Raw genomic sequence first — 18123 nt, 5'->3', positions numbered from 1 at the left:
AATCTGGAAACCTGCGATCGGTACCCGCATAAAGCCGCTGCGTGAAGAGGATGCAAATCAAGATGGCCAAGAATGGGGAAAGTCTTTCATCTTGGAGAGCCGTTTGGAATGCCTTTTGGTCGACAGACATCGAGCATTTTCCTCGCTTAACCGAGTCGCGAAGTACTGTATCGCTCACCAGTGAGCAGATACTAATGGAAATAGCAGCTGAAACGGAAAAACTCATTGACACCACATCTGGCAGCGAAATTGACAAAAGTAGCTCGGGAATTCAACCGCCAAGCGAGATCCTCAAGGCTGCTCTGCAGCGAGGCAGGGAGTCACTCGACGAGGTCAAGGACCTTACCGAATATCAAGATCAAAAAGCGTTCCGTCTCCTGACAATCGCCACGTTCTTAAGCGCACTCTCCGGTGTATTGTTCGCGCGCTTCAATGAAGCATATCCACTTCCCTCAATGAACATGCTTTTGTCATACAAGGGATTTCTTATCGGGCTGACTTATCTCGTTTTCGCCATATTCCTGGTGAGCGCAGTTAGTGGGGCATTGGTCATTTTTCATGCCACACGTACGCGGTTCAAATTTCCGACAACCGATCCCAATAATCTCCAACGCGAACTGGCCGAGCCAAAGTCGCATCTTTTCTTCCCGGCAATTATTGCTGTGCGCCCATCAGCTTGGGCTGCGTCGTTTGTTACAGCGGCGCCCACGTCAGATTCCGTTCACCTACGTCCAGATCTTTCTATTCGATACCTGCGCAACTACCTTGGCGAGAGCTATCTGGTAGCGGCAAAAGTCGCAGACAAGGTACGATATCTCGAACCGGCGCAGAACACACTTGCGTTCGGACTTCGGTGCCTCCTTGTCTGGTTGGCGCTTCTTGGACTTGTAAACATCCTTGTTGGGCCAACGCCAATGGAGAAAAGTGCCCAGGTCGTCGAGAACGTGCACCCAACTGGAACCGGCGCAGAAGCGGTCAAGCCAAAGCCGGATTCTACCAATCGATCGAACGAGGATCCTTCAGCGACTAAGCCGATTCAAAACGACAAGGTAGCTCCGCAGTGAGGGGAGCAGTTGTCAAAACGAACGTACTCACCGATGCCGACAACACATTGTGGGATACAGATCGCGTCTTTGCGTCTGCCCAACTCGAACTGCTAGGGTTGGTAGAAAGGGCTCTAAAGAGGGAAGCGATCCCCGAGGATAGGCTTGCGTACGTTCGGTCTCTGGATCAGATGCTCGCAGAGCGACATCACGCCGGCCTTCGTTATCCACCACGCCACTTGGCTAAGGCAATTGCACTAGCGCTCACTGGAGTCCGCGCTCAGGAGGCGGCCAGATTGGCGTGGACGAGCGCGACCGAGCGGCAAGTGATTGGGGACCTGGAAGCAGAAACCGCCGAAAGAACGTTCCTCGCTGCCGTTCAACGTTTGCCTGATCTCCGTGACGGAGTGGCTGAAGGTATTCATGCCCTGCATACGGCTGGTTGTCTGATTACTGTTGTCACCGAGGGATCCCGGGAAAAGGCAGCGCGGACAGCACGCTCGCACGGGATCGGCCATTATATCGATCGGATTATCGAGGCGCCCAAGCATTTGGGCCTCTACAAGCGCGTCCAATTGCTGCCGGGTGTTTCATCCCCCGGATATATGATCGGCGACCAACTCGAGCGGGATATCCGTCCGGCTAAGGAGGCTGGGTTGATAACGATCTACTATCCTGGTGGTTTCAAGCCGCGATGGGAGGCGGATCCCCAGCTGGTTCAACCGGACTTCACAGTTTCGTCCTTTGCCGAAGTGCCGGCGATCGTGCTGAAGGCAAGTCACCCTCCGCAGAAATCCAACAAATTCCACAGCCAACCCCAATGAAGCTCGCTCTCGCGCGGCGCAACGCTCCTGATGCGAAGTCGTGGCTTCACTGTCGCGCGTGGCGCCGCAATCGTCTCCGGTGAGACGTCTGCGCGCCTGTGAATCTGATATCGACAGCGCAATTCGCCCAAAGAGCCGCTGATCTAGCTAACAGTTCCCGTAAGTCATCTACATCGAAAGGCTTCGGATGTGGTCTTCAATTGCGCGCAATATGCTCGAGAAGCCTTTACCTTGGGCGTAAATCAGTGGCCGGCTGCCCCGGTGTTCTCGTATGAAGTCGGTCGCAGCGTGCTTTGCCGACAACCAAGTCATTACAAACAGATCGGCATTTTCGGCCAGTGCACGCAACCGCGCAGTTCCACCATAATCGGCATTGGTATCGACGATAATGGTCGAAGCAACTTGTTCCAAGGCGGCCTTAGCCTGCCGGCTCGAGGATTCAGTCAGTGAGTATATTGCGATGCGCATACCCTGGATACGAGCGGAGAAGCTGTCAGGGGTATCGCGACCTGGGCTGACGCCGAACGTTTGCAGCTTCCACCCCAGTTCGGCTGCCAATTGTCCGATCGCAGACCGCTGTAGGCTGGAGAGGCGTGCATAAATAGGCGCGACACGCGCCAATACGCCGTGGAAGAAATCTTCGCGAGCGCTGGCATCAGGCGCACTCGCTTTCATGAAGTCTTCCACTATTTCCAGGATCCAATAGATCATGTCGATCCCGAAGCCGTCGCCTGCGATCTCGTTAATGTCGGCGATCAGAGCTTTATAGGCTTTGCTATCAAGGCCGCTGGTCAGCAGAGCACCAATCAGAACCTGGCTTGAATCATAGGTCGTCGCGCCGCGCGCCCTGCTAAGCGCGAACAGGGTCAAGAGGCTCGCGTAGATTGGTGTCATTGCTGCGCGGGGGAAATCCGGAACCCGCTGCAGCCACGCCACGAGGTATGGCAAAGCCTGGGCGGTTCGCTCGGCTGCGACATCGCTCACCTGCGCCCTATCGAGCGCGGCAGCGAGCGCTTGGACCGCGACCGGATCGCCCGCAGTCGCGTTGATCGGCCATTCATTGTTTGCTTGCCTGGCCACATCAAGCGCGCTAACGAAACTCACGTCAGCTGCACGGTCGAGCCAATCAACCCAGGAAGTGGGCGGCACAGTCGCCTCTAAAAGCTCGGCAATCTGCATGGGGGGCCGGAAGGGGTCGGCCTCTCTCAAAAGCGCGCGTTCCTCAGGCGCAAGACGGGCAAGCGCGGCGCGGGCATCCGCAAGCAGGTCGTTGCTGTCGACGGCATCGACGCGCATAAGCGCTTCGCGCGCTATGTCGAGCGGTGCTTCGGCGGCGATCGCGCTTTCCAGATGGGCAGACGAGACCGGCAGCAAGCCGCCAATCCATCCAAGGTCGTCGGACCTTTGCACCAGCAGATCGGCAATGTCGGTTCGATCCGGGGCCTGCAAGGCTTCAAGGCCGTAGATCCGCCATCCATGGGCGGTGAGCGCGGCAGGCGCCGGCGCCGTCAACATTGGCTGCGCGAGAGGCCGCACCAGATTTTCATATCGTCGGCGGGTTTCGGCTACATCCTGCGCATCGAATGGCTGGGCGAGATGGGTGTGGTAGAGCGCCTCAAGGAGAAGGCCGGTGATCGCGGGTGTACGCCGCGCGACGCACAGGCTGGAGAAACCACCGAGTTCAACGATCGCCTGCCATTCGGCAAAAGTCGCGTGCAATTGGACTTCAAGGAATTTGATATTCAGAGAGTCGAGCCGCAGTTCGGACCGCAAACGCCCGAGAATTTCTGCCGCCGCGGCGCGCCGGCCGACATTCAGATAATCCTGGTAGCGCGCGAGCAACCAGCTTGTCGGGACCGGCGCAGTACGCTGCAATTCGGGAGCCCGTGCCAATGTATCGCGCGCTCGGATCAATGCGCGCAGCGCCGTCATGCGCGCGCGCCGATCTGCGGGGAGCCGCATAATGCCTGTGACGGCCGGCTGGGTCTGCGCCACTCTGTCGGACAGGGCTTGACCGGAAATAAGCGCTTCCGGAATGCCGTCGAACGAGGTCAAAGTCGGTCCGGCAAAAGCAACCAAGACGGGCTTCAGGCGCCGCCAGGAAGCCACCGTCGGTGCGACTATCATCACCTGAATGTCGCCAGTTGCATCGAGCGTGGGGATTAGCGCACCCGGAAAATTGGGATCGGCAATGCTGTCGGAAACTGCAGAGCACAGCGCGGCCAACTCGGCATCCAGGGCACCAAAGGCATTGATCGCCAGGATATCGGCAAGCGCTTGTCGGGACGCGTCGCCATCGGTGCCGATCATACGACGCGGCCCTCCCATTTTTCCTCAAGTTCGATCGATTGCTCGGCGACCACTGCCGGATCGGTCCGCAGGACGAGATGTTCGTCGTTGACTGAAATCCCGCTCAAGGTCAGGTTCATAGATCCGGCGAGGAAATAGTCGGCGCCGAGCAGTCCCTTGGCGTGAAAGCTCTTCTCGATCGTCCATTTCAACAAGTCGCCATATCGGGCCTTCAGCGTCCGAAGTCGGGCAATGAAATAGTCGTTGTGGCCGTCTTCACGAATGATCAGCCGGATATGGACTCCGCGCGACAACAATGCGCGCAACACCTGTGACAGCTGGATGGGCGTCGCAGGCCAATCGGGTTCGAGTGCTGCGAACTGGCGTGCCGAATTGTCGATGATCTCGACATCCGAAATCCACGCGAAGAACAGCCAAAGTTTGGGGCTCGGATTAATCAATTCGGCGATGAAAAGCCCCTGGAACAGGTCGCGCACGGCCCGCGACTGGGCTGGGCCGTGCAAATCTCGGGAATCAGCGGCCATCAGACTTGCTCCCGCAGCGTAAGGCTCACGAAGATCCGGCTATGAGAGCGTTCGACGCGTTCAACGGTGGGGAAGAACTGAAGCACACCAATGCTGACCGGCGTTACGACCAACCTGACAAGTGCGCGACGCAACGCGGGCGCGTCACTGGCATCCGCGGCCAGCCGCACCGAGCCCTGCGCGTCGAACGCCGCGTTTAGCGCTGCCTGCCAGTCTGGGTCTGAGAGTTCGATCGTCGCGATCGACCGGCTAAGCATCAGGTGGCGGACGATGGCCGGATCGGTGCTCCGAGTCTGGCGGAAGGGATTGTGAGATTGGAGTACGCGCTTGCGCACTTCATTGGCGCGCGGCCATAACAGGCTCGTGATAGCCGCAAGGACGGTGACATGCCCAATTGCACCCGGCGGTAGGGTCGCTGAGAGGTAGGCTCGGATCGCGGCGGAAAGGGTTACGTCCTTGCTGCAGATATAAGCAAGTTCGCGCAATTCGATGGCTAGGCCGAACCGGCTTTCGAGAGCATCCCAATGGGCCTGGAGGTCGAGCAACAGCCGGTCGAGTTGTGGGCCCGATCCTGTGCGCAGCAAGCGGTTGTTGAGCGAGACCGACAAAGCGTGGCTGAGGTCGATCCCTCCTCTCTGAGCCAGGCGGTGCGAAAGCGATTGCCACAGAGCTTCGCGTTCGCCGTGGGAATTGGTCGATCGCAATCGCGCAATCTGATCGCCAACATCTTGATTTGCGAGGCCTAAAGCCACGATCTCGCGCAACCCGTCATCGACAAGTTCCAGGTCTGTCGGCGCAAGGGCCGCCTCGAGGGCGGTGAAGAAAAGGCGCGGTTCGGCCGCAAAGCGTTCGGCAAAGGCTTCGAGTACACCTGCTCCACCAAGCGTCGACTCAGTAATCCAGACGCTCGCGATGCCGCCTTGTACATCGTCACGAACATCGACCAGGAGCGTATCGACCGTCGCCTGCCGCGGCGCAGCGGCGATGCACGCCTGCAGCATTGCTTCGCCAAGCGTCTCCAGCACCAGACGGCGTAACCAAACGTTGAAAGCCTCGGCATTGACCGACTGAAGTTGAGCGGCAATGGCACGAAGCCGCTCGCGAACGATGGGGCGACCCAGTTGAAGCAACAGGCCTTGCTGTAAGCGGCCGGGACCGCGTGCTGCCCGGGCTGGGCCTGCACTAATATCTATTGCCGTCGCGTCGTCCTCGTCCTCCGCATCAGCGTCATCGGCGTCATCATCGTCTGGTGTGATCGGCGGGATCGCGCCAAATGTTTCTTCCATTACGCCCCGGAAAACACCCGTGATGCGATCGTCGTCGAGCAGGTCTGCGATAGACGCCGCAATCGCACGATCGTTTACAGCCGCATCCGCCATCACCACTGAGACGAGAAACTGAAAAAGCCATTCGCGCTGGAACGAGTTCAGGTCGTTAGGAAGCTCTGAGTCGGACAGGAATGTATCGCGTAGGTAGGCGAGCGTGCTGGTGGCAATGAGATTGGGGGGTAGGATACTGGCTGCAAGGGCATGTGGTTCGGGTAATGCCAGATCCAGTCGGAAGCCGTCGACCTCGAGTGCAAATCCGATCGCCGCAGCTCGATCGTCATCACTGGTGAAGTGCAGCGTGATCGGGAAATCATCCTGCAATGTGCGGACATTGGCGTGGGCCATGGGCGCGAACCGCCGCACGCTGACGCTTGAGCGGAAACGGTGCAGGTGAAAATCGATGGTCCGCACATATCGGCGCCATTCTGAGCGGAGCGGAACAGGTATCGTGAGCGGATCGCCGTTCGCCATGATGTCGGAGTGCCACACGAGACGAGCATTGCTGCTCGGCAACGCATCGCTTCTCGCCGCCCGCTCGAGCCGAACCGCCCAGGGCCTGAAGACCAAAAGTGGTGGTCCGCCTGTGTGATCATTCAGGCTCCCGCTGAAGGTGCCGACATATTCATGGCTTTCGGCATAGTCGCCGATCCGTCGTTGCTGTTCGGGAAAGGCGGGATCCACGGGTATCCAGTGCGACAGTGCGCCCCGCTCGTGCGCGAAGCGTCGAGTAACGCGACCGGGCACGAACTGGTTTAGCGCCTGTAGGATCGGCATTGCCTCGATCCGCTCCTCATGATTGACGCTCGCAGGCGGGATGATTACCCGAACCTCGGGCAGGCTGAGATCGCTAAACAGGCTGCGAGGCACGAAGTCGGGCAGAGGGTGGAAATTATCCTGAAGGTCGAGTGACCCGACCGCCGTTGGGAAGGCCAACTCCCAATTCCGAAAGAGCCGCCTCACTAGCGTTGGGACCGCTTCGAGTAGAAGCGAGCGCGGCGCCTCCCACAATAGCGTATCCACAACATCGCGGCTCACACCCAGGGCGCTAGCGAGATAAATTCGGAGGCTCTCGATTGTCGCTGGATCGCCCTGCACCAACTGGGTGAGCTTGGTTCGAGTGAGATCGATGACGGCGCGCACGGCGGACGATGGCTGAGGATGAGGCCGACTGAGAATGTCCCATTGCCACGCCTTTTCATACCCGCCCGTGTTAGCGGCGAGCCAATCAAACAGGGCGAAGACTGCCTGAATTTTCAGCACATAGGGATTGCGGATCGGCAGATGTTGTGGCTCGAGCGTCGGGTCGAACAAATGCTCGAATGCCTGATAGAAGGCGCGATCCCGGCCATAATCCGACAGGACCGTCAACGTAATCGGTCGCATCGCCCGACCGCGGCCGGCGCGCCCTTTACGCTGCAGAAAGGACGCCATCCCGCGCGGCGCCTTGTGCTGAATGACCGCGCCCACGAGGGGGTCGTTAAACCCTACCTCGAGCGCCGCGGTCGCAACGACGATATTGGCCGCCTGATTGACCCCGGCGTCCTGCGATGTTGTCCGCCCGACGATCAGCCGGCGGTCGAGGGGATGACCGATATCTTCACAGATCCGCCAGCGCTGACCCTCGACGTCACGTACTGCCGCATCAGGACCGGCGCGACGAATATTGGCGAGCGGCAGCCGCTGGGCGTCAGGCCTGCCGAAGATAGTGTAGGCTTCCGCATCGCGTAGATCGTCATAGAGCCGGTTGGTGACGTCGAGATCATCGGTGAACAGAAAGGCACGCCGTCCAAACGATCCTGACGTGTCGGTCGCGCCGGGAGGGTCAAGTAGGCGAGGTAGCAGCATCGCCGTCTGGATCGTTGTCGAAAGGAGCGAGGTCCGTGAGCCTGGGTCACCGCGTAGCAGGATCTGATACTCAGCGCCTTCCTCGGCATACTCCTCGACCGTCGGCGTGATCTCGACGACCCGGTCGGGATGGGCGCCCGTCAAATCCGCAAAGAAACGGGCAGCATCTCCAAGCGTGGCCGACAATCCGACCCAACCGATCGGCGCACCGAGCAAATGACGCCAGCGTCGCAGCGTGAGTGCGGCCTGCGCCCCGGTCGCGCCCGCATAGGTGTGAACCTCGTCGAGCAGCGCGAGCATTGGCTTCCGACCCGCTGGCAACCCCACGCCGAACAGGCCGCGCATCCATTGGTCCGATAGGCGCTGGTTGAGAATTTCGGTCGTCGTGAACAGAATGTCTGGGGGATGGCGCTGAAGCCGCCCGCGGGTCAGGACGATCTGGTCTTCGCTAACATGGCCCTGGCATCCCGGCTCGGCACAAACGAGCTGTTCGGTCCCGGAGTCGATATCGCTACCGCGCCAAAAAAGCTCGGCGTCACAGGACGGGCAGCGCATCCAGGGGCACACAAAATCCTGTCCGCGCCGTTGCCAGTTGCGGTCGCTCAGTTCCTGCCGACTGGCGCGGCGCGGCGTCGCGCCGAACAGGGCGCCGATCATGAGAGCGCGACGACCATGCGCTCTCAACGGAGCGTCGATCTCGCGGGCCATCCGGAAGGCTTCCGCGAATTGGTCCTTGAGAAGTTCGATCCGGGGATAGATCGCGATCGCCTTCACCCAGTAATTGGCATCGATCGCCTCGCCGATACGGATCATGCCCGGCAGGTAGAAGGCGATCGTCTTGCCGCTACCCGTTCCCGCCGTGACGATCGTGCCGCCGTCGTCTGTCGCGGACGAAAGACGCACAGCGGCGCGCTCCTGAAACGCGGAGAAGCGTAGACTGGAACGGGCGGTGAGAGACTGCCAGAGGTCCCGGCGCAGCGGCGATGTGCCGATAATATTTGGATTGTCTTGGAGAATGACATTTGGCGCGCGGTCGCGGCGGGGAAAGCGGCGCGGCCGGCGATCGACACGAAAGTCTGCGACCAGCGATGGCGCGCCCTGCCATGGGCGATTGGGAAACAACTGCCGGTTAGCGGCGAGCAGTCGCATCATTTCCGCGAACCGCGAGCGGATGCGGACATCGCCACCCATGTCCGGCATCTCGAAGATCAGCCTTGCTTCGATCAGCTCTTCGACAAGGTCTTGACCGTCGGCCCCGCCCGCAGGCGCACCGACGACAACGGTGTCTCCAAGAGCATAGGCCTCGTCCTCACTGAGGGAGCCGTCGGTGAACCCCCATTCCAAAGAACGCATTTCGATCGCTTCGATGCGGTCGAGAACCGCTAGAGCTTGAACTGATAAGGGCATCGCTGAGGCTACCGCAATTTGATACGGAAGGCGTCGAGGAGATTGCGACTCTCGAGCCATGTGCGCACATCTTGCGTAAAAGCGCTCAAAAGCGCCTCCGAACTTGCCGCCGCGCGGATGAACGCGACCACGCTGGAAGGGATATCGTCGGCAGCGAGCGCTTTCCATGCCGCCTCGTGTTCGTCGATCAGCGCGTCCAATCTGGAGATAGCTCCCTTGGGATCGTCAGGCAGCATCGCACCGAACCCGGCGACATTAGTTCGTATTTGGCTGATGCGACTTATACTTAATCGGAACTGTGGGATCTTAGCGAGTGCGTTCAGCACATCATCGGCACCGAAAGCGGCGCGCTTTGCGACATAGGTTTGCCACGCTACAAGCGACGCCTTCTCGGCTGCGACTGCAATAGCTGACACTCGGTCTGCAAATTCGTGCTTCAAGTCGAATGGTGGGTCGTTTATCGCGGCTGGGTTGGCATGCACGGCTTCGCGTAGGGTGCGAGCCTTAGCCGCATAACCCGAACCGTCGTTCGCCGCGAAACCGGTTTCGACGCCCGCCGCCGCGAGCTTCGCCAGGTTCGCGCGAGCACGGGCCACTTTCTCCGAAAGTGTCGTAAACTGGGTGGCGCGCGTCAGGAACTGCTCGGCTTCGTCAGCCGTGTTCTTGAGCTTATTGTAGCTGCCAATCTTGGAGGACAACGCGCCCGCACGCTCAAGCAGCATCGGCATGCGCCCCCTTCGGCGCCGTCATTTCGAGAAGGTCGTTCTCGATCGCAGCGAGCGATGTATCGATACGGGCGAGACTCTCGTCGAGCGCGGCATGCTTTGCATCAAGGCTTTGGCTATTGGTCCCTAGGTTCTGGTCGACCGCATCGAGAAATGCTTGTGTTGCTGCGACGAGCGCGGTTCCGGCCTCAACCGCATTCCGCCGTCCCCGACCATAGTAGGGAAGTGCCGCTACGCCGTCTTCCTGCTTGGCGAGAGTCCGCGCGGCAGTCAGCGACTCGTCGAACTGGACAAGCCGCAGACGGTCAAGTGCTTCGGCGAGTTGCTTCGAACTGTTGTTGGCCCCGATGCCGGCATCGGCAACAGCCGCTCGCGCTGCGTCTAGCGTCGACAAGATGGAGGCACGAGTCGCGGCCTCTCCAAATGCCCCTTCCATAGCGTTGAGCCAAACCTGGCGCACGCCCATCTCCGCGTCCGCGGCCGCCCCCAACATGGCCTTCACCTCGCGATAGGTCTTGGCAGGCTCGTTTCGATCATCATTAGGCGGGATGAATCGGAGGCGCCATTTGGCCTGACGGAGATCACGAACCGGTCCAACGATCTTGCCGGGATTCAGCATGGGACCTGCCCTGCCGCCTTTCATACTCGCAATCTGGGCGTGCGCGATGCTCGCAATCCTATCGCGGGCGCCCGCGATCTTGTCGTACAATGCGCGCATCTCAGGAGCCGTGCTGGCGCACTCACTGGGCCAAGTTGTGCTGAATGCGGCGTCGATCATGTCAGCGACCGTCGCATCGGGCTTGATCTTCCCGCCAATCGCGGCGCCGACGCACAGCACTTCGATGGCTGCGGCAGCCTGGTGCCAATCTGGGCTTGGCGCGCAGAGTGATTTCAACTGGGTCTCGACACTGCGCGCCCAGAGGTCGACGCAGTCGAGAAAGGCGCCGAGCATCTTTTCGCCATTCTCGAAATCCCAACGAAACTGTTCCTTGCTCGCGCGCAACACTCCCTGGAGTGCTGCGGCGGTGGTCGCGTCGGCAGGAATGAGCAGCTTTACCTGCAGATCTTGCCGGGCCAACGTGGTTTGGTTTTCGAAACTAATGCTGGCGGTCTGGAACGGGCGTCCGGTCTTGCCGACGAAGCTTGTCTTGGCGAGACCGAGCATGTCCCAATCGATCGCATGGGAAACCGCCGAGAACACGAGCAGCCTCAGATTGGTGGCGACGGTTTGATCGAGGCCGGATCCCGCGATCCACTTCTCGATGAGCAGATCCTCCCGGCTCGCCGTGGCCCGCTGTGGCTTGTTATCGACGAACGATTCATCAACCGGATCAGTTGTTTTGTCACCTGCACCCGGGATCTCCGGGACGTCGAACGCTGCACGCAGCCGTTCGTCGAGGTTGGCGATTGTTCCGCTACCGTCATACAGTTCCAGAAAGGCGGCCCAGCGCTTGAAATTCTGAGGGTTACGGCTCTGGAGGTCCGCCTGCGCCACGGCCGGCAGGGCTTTAATCCCATCAAGCTTTTCGAGTAACCTGAACTCGGGGAAAGTACCGGTAGCGATCGATGGGCCGAAATTGTCCAACACTTCGACTAGAAGATCGTTCTGCAAGATTCGCGGATTGAGGCTTCGCGGCATGGAATGATCGGCGCGTAGCGCGGCGTTCCAGAGCGCCTGGGGCGTAAAGGGGTAGAGCCCATATCCATCGACAGCGCCGAAAATGGGGTGGCATTCCGCTTGGTGCGGGCAGGTATCACATCGTGACGGCGGGCTGTCGCCGGCGTTCGCCGAAGCGTTCCATCGAGTTATGCCGTCGCGACCTAGGCGGACGGCGTTCAGATAGCGCGACGTGAACTGGCTCAGCGATGCCTGTGTAACGGTATCGCCGTCCGCACGCCCGGCGGAACGGTCCATGTCGACAATGTGGGTCGTGCGCATATAGGCCGTTTCGGCGACGCTTTGAAAGAAACCCGTTGTAACAGCAATGGCCGTGCGCATCTTGCATTGGCGTTCGTCCCCTTGCGAGGTGATTGCCTGCAGGAGCGCGCGATCAATGCCCTGCAATCGGGCAAACTCCTCGACCAGGAGGACCAGTTCCTTGCCCTGGGATTTGAGATACGTGCGCAAGCGCGTCATCAGCTCCTCGACACGGTCGCCGGAAAAGCTGAGCGTCCGCGCTACCGCGCGGTCCAGGTTGCGATTGATGATTTTGATCGCCAGCGGAAGATAGGTCGGCGGATCAAGTTCGATGATCTGGATGGCGTCCTGCGCCAGCCTCGAGGCGTGGGCAAAGTCCATGCCGCCGAGCGGCAGATCGCTTTCCGAAAAGCTGCGGCGCCGATCAGGCCGGTCCTGCGCATTGGAGGGCGCAAAAATATGATCGACGATCTCTGCAATGACGGTGTCGTCGCCCAGGAAATGCGCCTTGCGCATATGCGGGTCCTGAAACAGGTTCGGCAGGCTCCCGATCAGGGCTTGTTCGACCTCGTCGGCATCTGGCGCCAACTTGTCCTCACGGATCACCTGCGCGAGATCGTTGAGCAATTGCTGCTTCTGGTCGTCCCGGCTCTGCGTGCCGTCGCCGGCAGACTGCAGGGTCTCGAGGAAGCTCGCCTGTTGGTCATCTGGCAATTCGGCAATGATCATCTTGACGATCGCACGCAGGCTCGTGCCCGACTTTCGCACGACAAGCACTAAACGGCTGGCGTCCGGCTTAATGTTGAGCCGCATCCAGTGGACCAGATGCGATTTTCCCGAACCCGTCGTGCCAAGGATCGCGGCCAGGGCGTGGGGACGATTTTCGAGCAGGAAATCGCCCAGAAAAGCGGCGGGCGTCATGTCCACCCAATTTGCCTCGCCGATGTCTTGAAAGCGTTTGCCCACCTGCGGGCTAACCTTAAGATCCCAGTCGCTGTGTACGGCCCGGAACAGGCCGTCGCTGATGTGTTCGGCAAAGGGGTTTATGACCTGACGAACGGCACCGGGCTCCCAGCATAGATAGTTTTTCATCGTGCTTAGGTCCTCAGCGCGACATGGCTCACCCCGCCCTCACGCATCCCGAAATCAAGGATCCGCGCGGGAGCGTCCGCCACGCTGGCGAGAACGATCCGCTGCCGGTCCGCCAACCGCTGGAGGGCGACGCTCGTCGTAACCGACAGGCGCTGCCCGCGATCGGGAACGGGAATCCGGCGCATCGCCTCATAGTCTTCGCGCACGCTTCCCGTCTCGAATACCGGGAAGATGCCAGAGAGACGCGTCAGGAATTGCTCTATAGGCAGTTCATTGCTTTCCGCAAAAATTGCAGGGAGTGCGCCCTCGATCGCCCGAACCGGATCGGGGATGACGCGGCGCGCATTTTGGTCGTCGGCATCACGGCCGCCGACAATTGTCGCGAAACCTAGATAGCGCGCCCAGTAGAGAAAATTTTGATATGTGTTGAGCGAGGTGACTTCGGTTTTCGACGCATGTTCGCCAATTTCGGCTTGCAAAGTCCGCTGAGGCGGGACGGAAAAATTCATCGGGTGCAGCGGATTGGAACTGAGGAACCAGGCCAGCGCGATCATGAAGCCGGCATGCTTTGTCTCGATTGCGCGCGCAGGATCGAACAGGGTGCGGTACATATAATCGAGAAAGTAGACTTCACTATCGCTGCCCCTCTTCCCGCCACCACGCGCGTCCGCCGTCAAGCGCAGCTTGTCATCCATGTCTTCGACCAATCCGAGACGCCGGGCCTCCAGCAGCGTATTGCTGAACAGGGTCGTGGTGGACTCGCCGTCGTCATCAGCCCCCCGACCGCTCAGGGACGGCGGCGTCGCCCAGGCTTCGATTCGATCCTTGATCTCGCCAGCGTCACTCTCGAAAAGAGACGCATAGATAGCGAACAGTCGACTTGGGACAGCCTGTGCGGTGGTGACAATACTCATTGGGCTACTCTTGCATTAAATTCATCGAGCGTCAGCACGCGTCCACCAAAGACGTCGCGGAGCCGCCGGCCGTCCGGCGCCAACTGTTCCTGGGAGGCGATGAAGATGCGTGGATTATCTTGACGCGGATTTAGATTTTGCGTTTCGAGGGTCTGTCCGGCGCCCACCAGGACCAGTTCGGGCCCCTTGGGGAGGCGCGACAGCGCCAGCGAATTGAGGTCGCTGACAAAAAACGCCGATTTCTCCGCGAATTTGAGGACCCTTGTCATGTCGAAGGGCTGTGCCCCCATTTGAATGAGCTTGGCAAGGCGCGCCTGTTGCAGCCGAAGGAAGGTTTCCCCCAGGCGGCGCGAAGCCGTGCGCGGGAGAGTGTTGGGATCATAGGTGACGAGTAGGCGCAAATCCTTGTCGAACAGGTCCGCGAGCAAAGGATCGAGTGGCTTGATCCAGGGAGCGCGTGGCTCTCCAACCGGCCGGGTAGCGAGACGGCGGTCGGGGTCCGAACGGCAAATGCTGCATCGACTACATGTACGGCCGACTTTGCCATACAGTTCCTCCAATATGGAGGCGGGACAATGCGCATCGCTGAGGAATTTCCGCATAAGATCGAGATTGCGGATCGACGCGAGCCAACCAATGCGCCGAACCGGTTCGACTCGCTTTAGCCACACCGCCTTGTCGAGATGGTGGTCGTCGATGATCTCGACCTCAAGCCAGTCGCCCTCCTCCGCGATGCGGGGATAAGGAGACCCTAGCAGACGCACGAGCCCCGCCCGCGCCATCAAGGCGACCGTGCGCAGATTCCAGTCCGTATTGGTTTCCCCGAACATGTCGATATCGCGCTCGCCGGCGCCCGGCCGGCCGTCGATGCGCACGGCGAAGCGCCCCTCACCAAAGCGGATTTTGCGCGCGAACAGGGTCGACCAGCGCTCAAAGCCGCGATCGATGCTGATCACCTGCTGGGCGTTGATTTTCTTCGCTATAGTGAAATCCTTCGCGGTGGGGACTATCAACGACAGCGCGGCCCTACCGTCGCGACCGCCACGGCCAACCTCCTGGTAAAATCGGTCTAGTGTTTCGGGGATGCAGGCATGGATGATGCTCCGTGCATAGGCATAGTCGATCCCCAGACCGAATGCCGATGTGCCGACGACAATGTCGATGGCCCCGGCGCGCCATTCGCCAACGATCTCCTCACGCTCTGCCCGGGCCGTCTTGCCGTGCAACTTGCTGATGCGCCGAAATCCCGCCGCGGCTAGGCGGGCATGCCAAGCATTTGCAGCGGCAACCTCGGTCACATAGAGCACTGCTGGACGCGGCGCGTGGTGCAAAGCTTCCATAACCTGATCGATCCGCGCTGCCTCGCTTGCGACGGGCGCGATCCAATAATCGGGCTCGGGGCGCAGTTGAACCGCGGCCAGACTTTCGAAATCGCTTTCGGCGCCGAACAGCGCGCGCAGAGTCTCCAGCGAGGAATCCGTCAGTGTCGCCGAGAGCATGATCGTGCGCATTGCCTGGCCTGACGGGGCAGCACCGAGAAGTTCGCGCCGCAACCCGCTCAGTTCCTGGAACTCGGTGCGAAATCCTGTTCCCCATTGATCGACCAGATGGGCCTCGTCGATCACCAGCGCTCGCAACAAACCCGCTTCAGCCGCCCGGCGAAGCGGATCGCGCAGTCGCCCGCATGCGGCCTCGGGCGATGCGAAGCATAGTCCCTGGGTTCCGGCGGCAATCCGCTCCGCTATGATGGCATTCTGGGCATCGTTGCCGCCCTGAAAGGCGAGCGGCTTTGCAAGACCGCAGACCTCGACCGCCTCCTGCTCGTGATTTACGCCCAGCGCCACGGTCGGCACGATCACCAAGGTGGTGCCCTGATTCTCCTGTTGATCGGCGCCGACGAATCCGACGGTCTGGATGAGCTGGAAGATCATGCTTTTGCCTTCGCCCGTCGGCAGCGCGACGACGAGGCTTCCTCCCGCCGGGGTGGAGAGCGCCGCACGTACAGCGGCGCGCTGGCCCCGGCTGCGATAGGATGTGCGCCGCACTGACGCCAGAAACGGGTCGCCCTCACAGCCCGCGGCATTGAACTCCCGGCGTATTGTTTCCGAGGCGGCAAACGCGTCGACTTCGTTGCCCTCTACGCTCAGCCACTCCGGGTGCCACGGTTCGATAGAAACCAACCGGGCCTCCCCGGCGATCGTCATTCTCAGCCCAACCTTGTTCCAGTGCCGGAAATCGGAAAAGCGCGCATGCGATACCGGGATGACGGGCACCGCCGTGCCGCGCCGGGTGCGCTCATGGTTTATGGCTTGGCGCAACAACACCGCCAGATCGAGGGCACTGGCATGCTGTGGCAGTTCGGTCAGCGCAATGCGCAGGCGCTCGACAGAGGGCGACTTTGCCCGCCACGCCGTCCCATCGTCGGCGCACTCGAGCAGCCTGGCCAAGGCCTTGAAGGCGTCATGGCCGTCCAGTTCAACCAATGAAATGCGCTCCTGCTGTTTTAGCGCCCACGACAAAGCAGCCCATCGCATCGAGCCGGATGGCAGGCTTGCGAATGCTGAGAAGTATGGCTTCGATCAATGCGATATCGGCCCTAGCCATGGCATCGCCTGCGGATTGCCGGCGCTGCAGGCGGCTCTGCCGTCGCTGCAGATCGATCTCCGCCGATCGTGCGGCCTCCGCGATCCTCTCCGCGACCTCGGGTTGACGCGCCAGCCGCTGTCGGACGCCGTCACGGGCATCGCGACAGATTCTTGGGAACGTCCCCGGGTCGATGATCTCCGCAAGCAAGTGTGGCCGGCTGCCCAGGTTGATGTCGGACCCCCTGCCCTCGCTCCGATAGGGATGCTCCAGTATGCCCAGAAGGGCGGGATCGAAGACGTCGTCGCCATTGACGTCGATGATGACCGTCTGAGCGCTGGCTGCGAAATAGCGTTGTGCGCAGCGAGAGGCGGCGAGTTCTCCACGGGTCGGCGCCAGCAAGTCAGCAATATCGAGGGCGGGCTCGATCGTGAAGCAGAGCTTGAATCCAATCCAGGGCTCCCCCTGCCAGTCGGGCACAATGCGGTAGGTGATGAATGCGGTGCCGCGATCGTCCCACCGGGTGAAGCGCTCAATTACATTGACGAGTGGGGTTCCCGGCCGGAGCAGTGTGACGTCGGCGCGACTGGTCGCGATACGCCGCTTCCAGGTCAGCGGCTGGCTGTCGTCCAGTTTGAGTTCGGCTTGCCAGGGCAGTCTCGGGATTAGTGTTTGGGGGGTCACGGCAAGCTTGAACGAATCCTCGCTGGGCCAGACAAAGGGGCGCTTCTTCAGTTGCAAAATCCCAAGGAGCCACTGATCAACATCCTTCTCGAGAGCCGTCTCATCCGCCTCTGCGTCTTCCAGTGTCTGGATGAAGCTCTCGACCGGCTCCTCGGCAAGCGCGATGCGATCGAGCGCATATTGCTCGTCCTGCGACTTTCGCTCGTCATCGATGCGCGCCCGTATGTCGTTGGCGAGACCGACCAACCCCTCCGGTCCGCTCATCAGCAGCGTCTCGAAAACTTGGTGCTCGAAGTCGTCAAGCAGGAATTGGACGTCGCTGATCGACCGATTGAAGATACGAAACCCTTGCGTGAGCAACGCATACCACGCCGCCCATGGGCTAATGTCATCATCAGACGGCACAAGGATGCGGTGCCGGATCATGCCCTGGCGGCGGCCATAGCGGTCGAGCCGCCCAATGCGCTGCTCGATACGGGCAGCAGAAAGCGGCAGATCAAGATGGACTATGGCATCAGCGAAGCTGAGATTAAGCCCTTCTTCCGCCGACCTGTCCGCCACCATTATGGTCGGCCCAGGGGCGCATCGAAAGTGCTCGGCCACATCGTCGTCCTCCGGCCCGGCAAGAAGAAGGCACGTCACCAGGGCGAGCGTCTCGGACGCCGCAGCATGAAAATTCTCGGCTATGCGTTCCGATGTTGCAAACACCACGATCCTAGGATCGGCAATCTCCTCCCCAAGCGTCTTCAACAGCCGGCGGCTGCTTTCGACCATGGTATCGATACGTTCGTCATCATCATAATCCTCGGCCTGAGCCGCAAGCGCGGAAAGAATTTCGCCTTCGCCAGCGAACGACACCTCTGCGCGCGCGAGCCAGTTGCGAAACTCGGTTGCGTCCGTTCCAACTACGCTCAGGAGCGCACGGT

At 60.5% G+C, this 18123-nt stretch carries 11 protein-coding genes; 3 read left to right on the top strand and 8 right to left on the bottom strand.

What is annotated here, in order from left to right:
- Positions 1-62: 62 nt before the first annotated feature.
- Positions 63-1064, top strand: coding sequence for a hypothetical protein (locus EOA85_RS02535; RefSeq protein ID WP_127208234.1), 1002 nt, complete (start codon positions 63-65; stop codon positions 1062-1064).
- Entirely contained in the window at positions 1061-1867 is an 807-nt protein-coding gene (locus EOA85_RS02530) for an HAD family hydrolase (RefSeq protein ID WP_127208233.1), read from the top strand. The genes EOA85_RS02535 and EOA85_RS02530 overlap by 4 nt, the downstream gene beginning before the upstream one ends.
- Before the next feature lie 168 nt (positions 1868-2035).
- Here the strand turns inward: EOA85_RS02530 and dpdD are convergent, their stop codons facing one another.
- From dpdD to dpdF, 7 genes are read right to left on the bottom strand one after another with little or no spacing between them, the layout of a single operon-like run.
- On the bottom strand, positions 2036-4177 hold the full coding sequence (gene dpdD, locus EOA85_RS02525) for a protein DpdD (RefSeq protein ID WP_127208232.1): 2142 nt from the start codon (positions 4175-4177) through the stop codon (positions 2036-2038).
- Positions 4174-4701: a phospholipase D-like domain-containing protein DpdK gene (gene dpdK, locus EOA85_RS02520; protein WP_127208231.1), complete on the bottom strand. Its 528-nt coding sequence runs from the start codon at positions 4699-4701 to the stop codon at positions 4174-4176. The genes dpdD and dpdK overlap by 4 nt, the downstream gene beginning before the upstream one ends.
- Entirely contained in the window at positions 4701-9281 is a 4581-nt protein-coding gene (gene dpdJ / locus EOA85_RS02515; RefSeq protein ID WP_164759458.1) for a protein DpdJ, read from the bottom strand. The genes dpdK and dpdJ overlap by 1 nt, the downstream gene beginning before the upstream one ends.
- A gap of 8 nt (positions 9282-9289) precedes the next feature.
- A complete protein-coding gene (locus EOA85_RS37245; RefSeq protein ID WP_164759457.1) occupies positions 9290-10009 on the bottom strand; it encodes a hypothetical protein in 720 nt (239 codons plus the stop codon).
- The gene (gene dpdH, locus EOA85_RS02510) at positions 9993-13016 is read right to left on the bottom strand and encodes a protein DpdH (RefSeq protein ID WP_127208229.1); all 3024 of its coding nucleotides are present in this window, start codon (positions 13014-13016) and stop codon (positions 9993-9995) included. The genes EOA85_RS37245 and dpdH overlap by 17 nt, the downstream gene beginning before the upstream one ends.
- A gap of 5 nt (positions 13017-13021) precedes the next feature.
- Entirely contained in the window at positions 13022-13930 is a 909-nt protein-coding gene (gene dpdG, locus EOA85_RS02505; RefSeq protein WP_127208228.1) for a protein DpdG, read from the bottom strand.
- Positions 13927-16287 (bottom strand): protein DpdF, encoded by a 2361-nt coding sequence (dpdF, locus tag EOA85_RS02500; RefSeq protein ID WP_281033694.1) that lies wholly within the window; start codon positions 16285-16287, stop codon positions 13927-13929. Before dpdF ends, dpdG begins: the two co-directional genes overlap by 4 nt.
- On the opposite strand from dpdF, the gene EOA85_RS37240 reads away from it, so the two are divergent.
- Positions 16180-16416: a hypothetical protein gene (locus EOA85_RS37240; RefSeq protein WP_164759455.1), complete on the top strand. Its 237-nt coding sequence runs from the start codon at positions 16180-16182 to the stop codon at positions 16414-16416. The genes dpdF and EOA85_RS37240 overlap by 108 nt on opposite strands.
- Here EOA85_RS37240 and EOA85_RS02495 read toward each other — a convergent pair.
- The coding region (locus EOA85_RS02495) for a helicase-related protein (RefSeq protein WP_206523227.1) at positions 16406-18123 on the bottom strand (1718 nt) is incomplete at its 5' end. The two genes, EOA85_RS37240 and EOA85_RS02495, sit on opposite strands and share 11 nt — an antisense overlap.

Source organism: Mesorhizobium sp. M5C.F.Ca.IN.020.29.1.1, from assembly GCF_003997375.1.
Taxonomy (GTDB): Bacteria; Pseudomonadota; Alphaproteobacteria; order Rhizobiales; family Rhizobiaceae; genus Mesorhizobium; species Mesorhizobium wenxiniae.
This window is presented reverse-complemented; position numbering and strand designations above follow the sequence as displayed.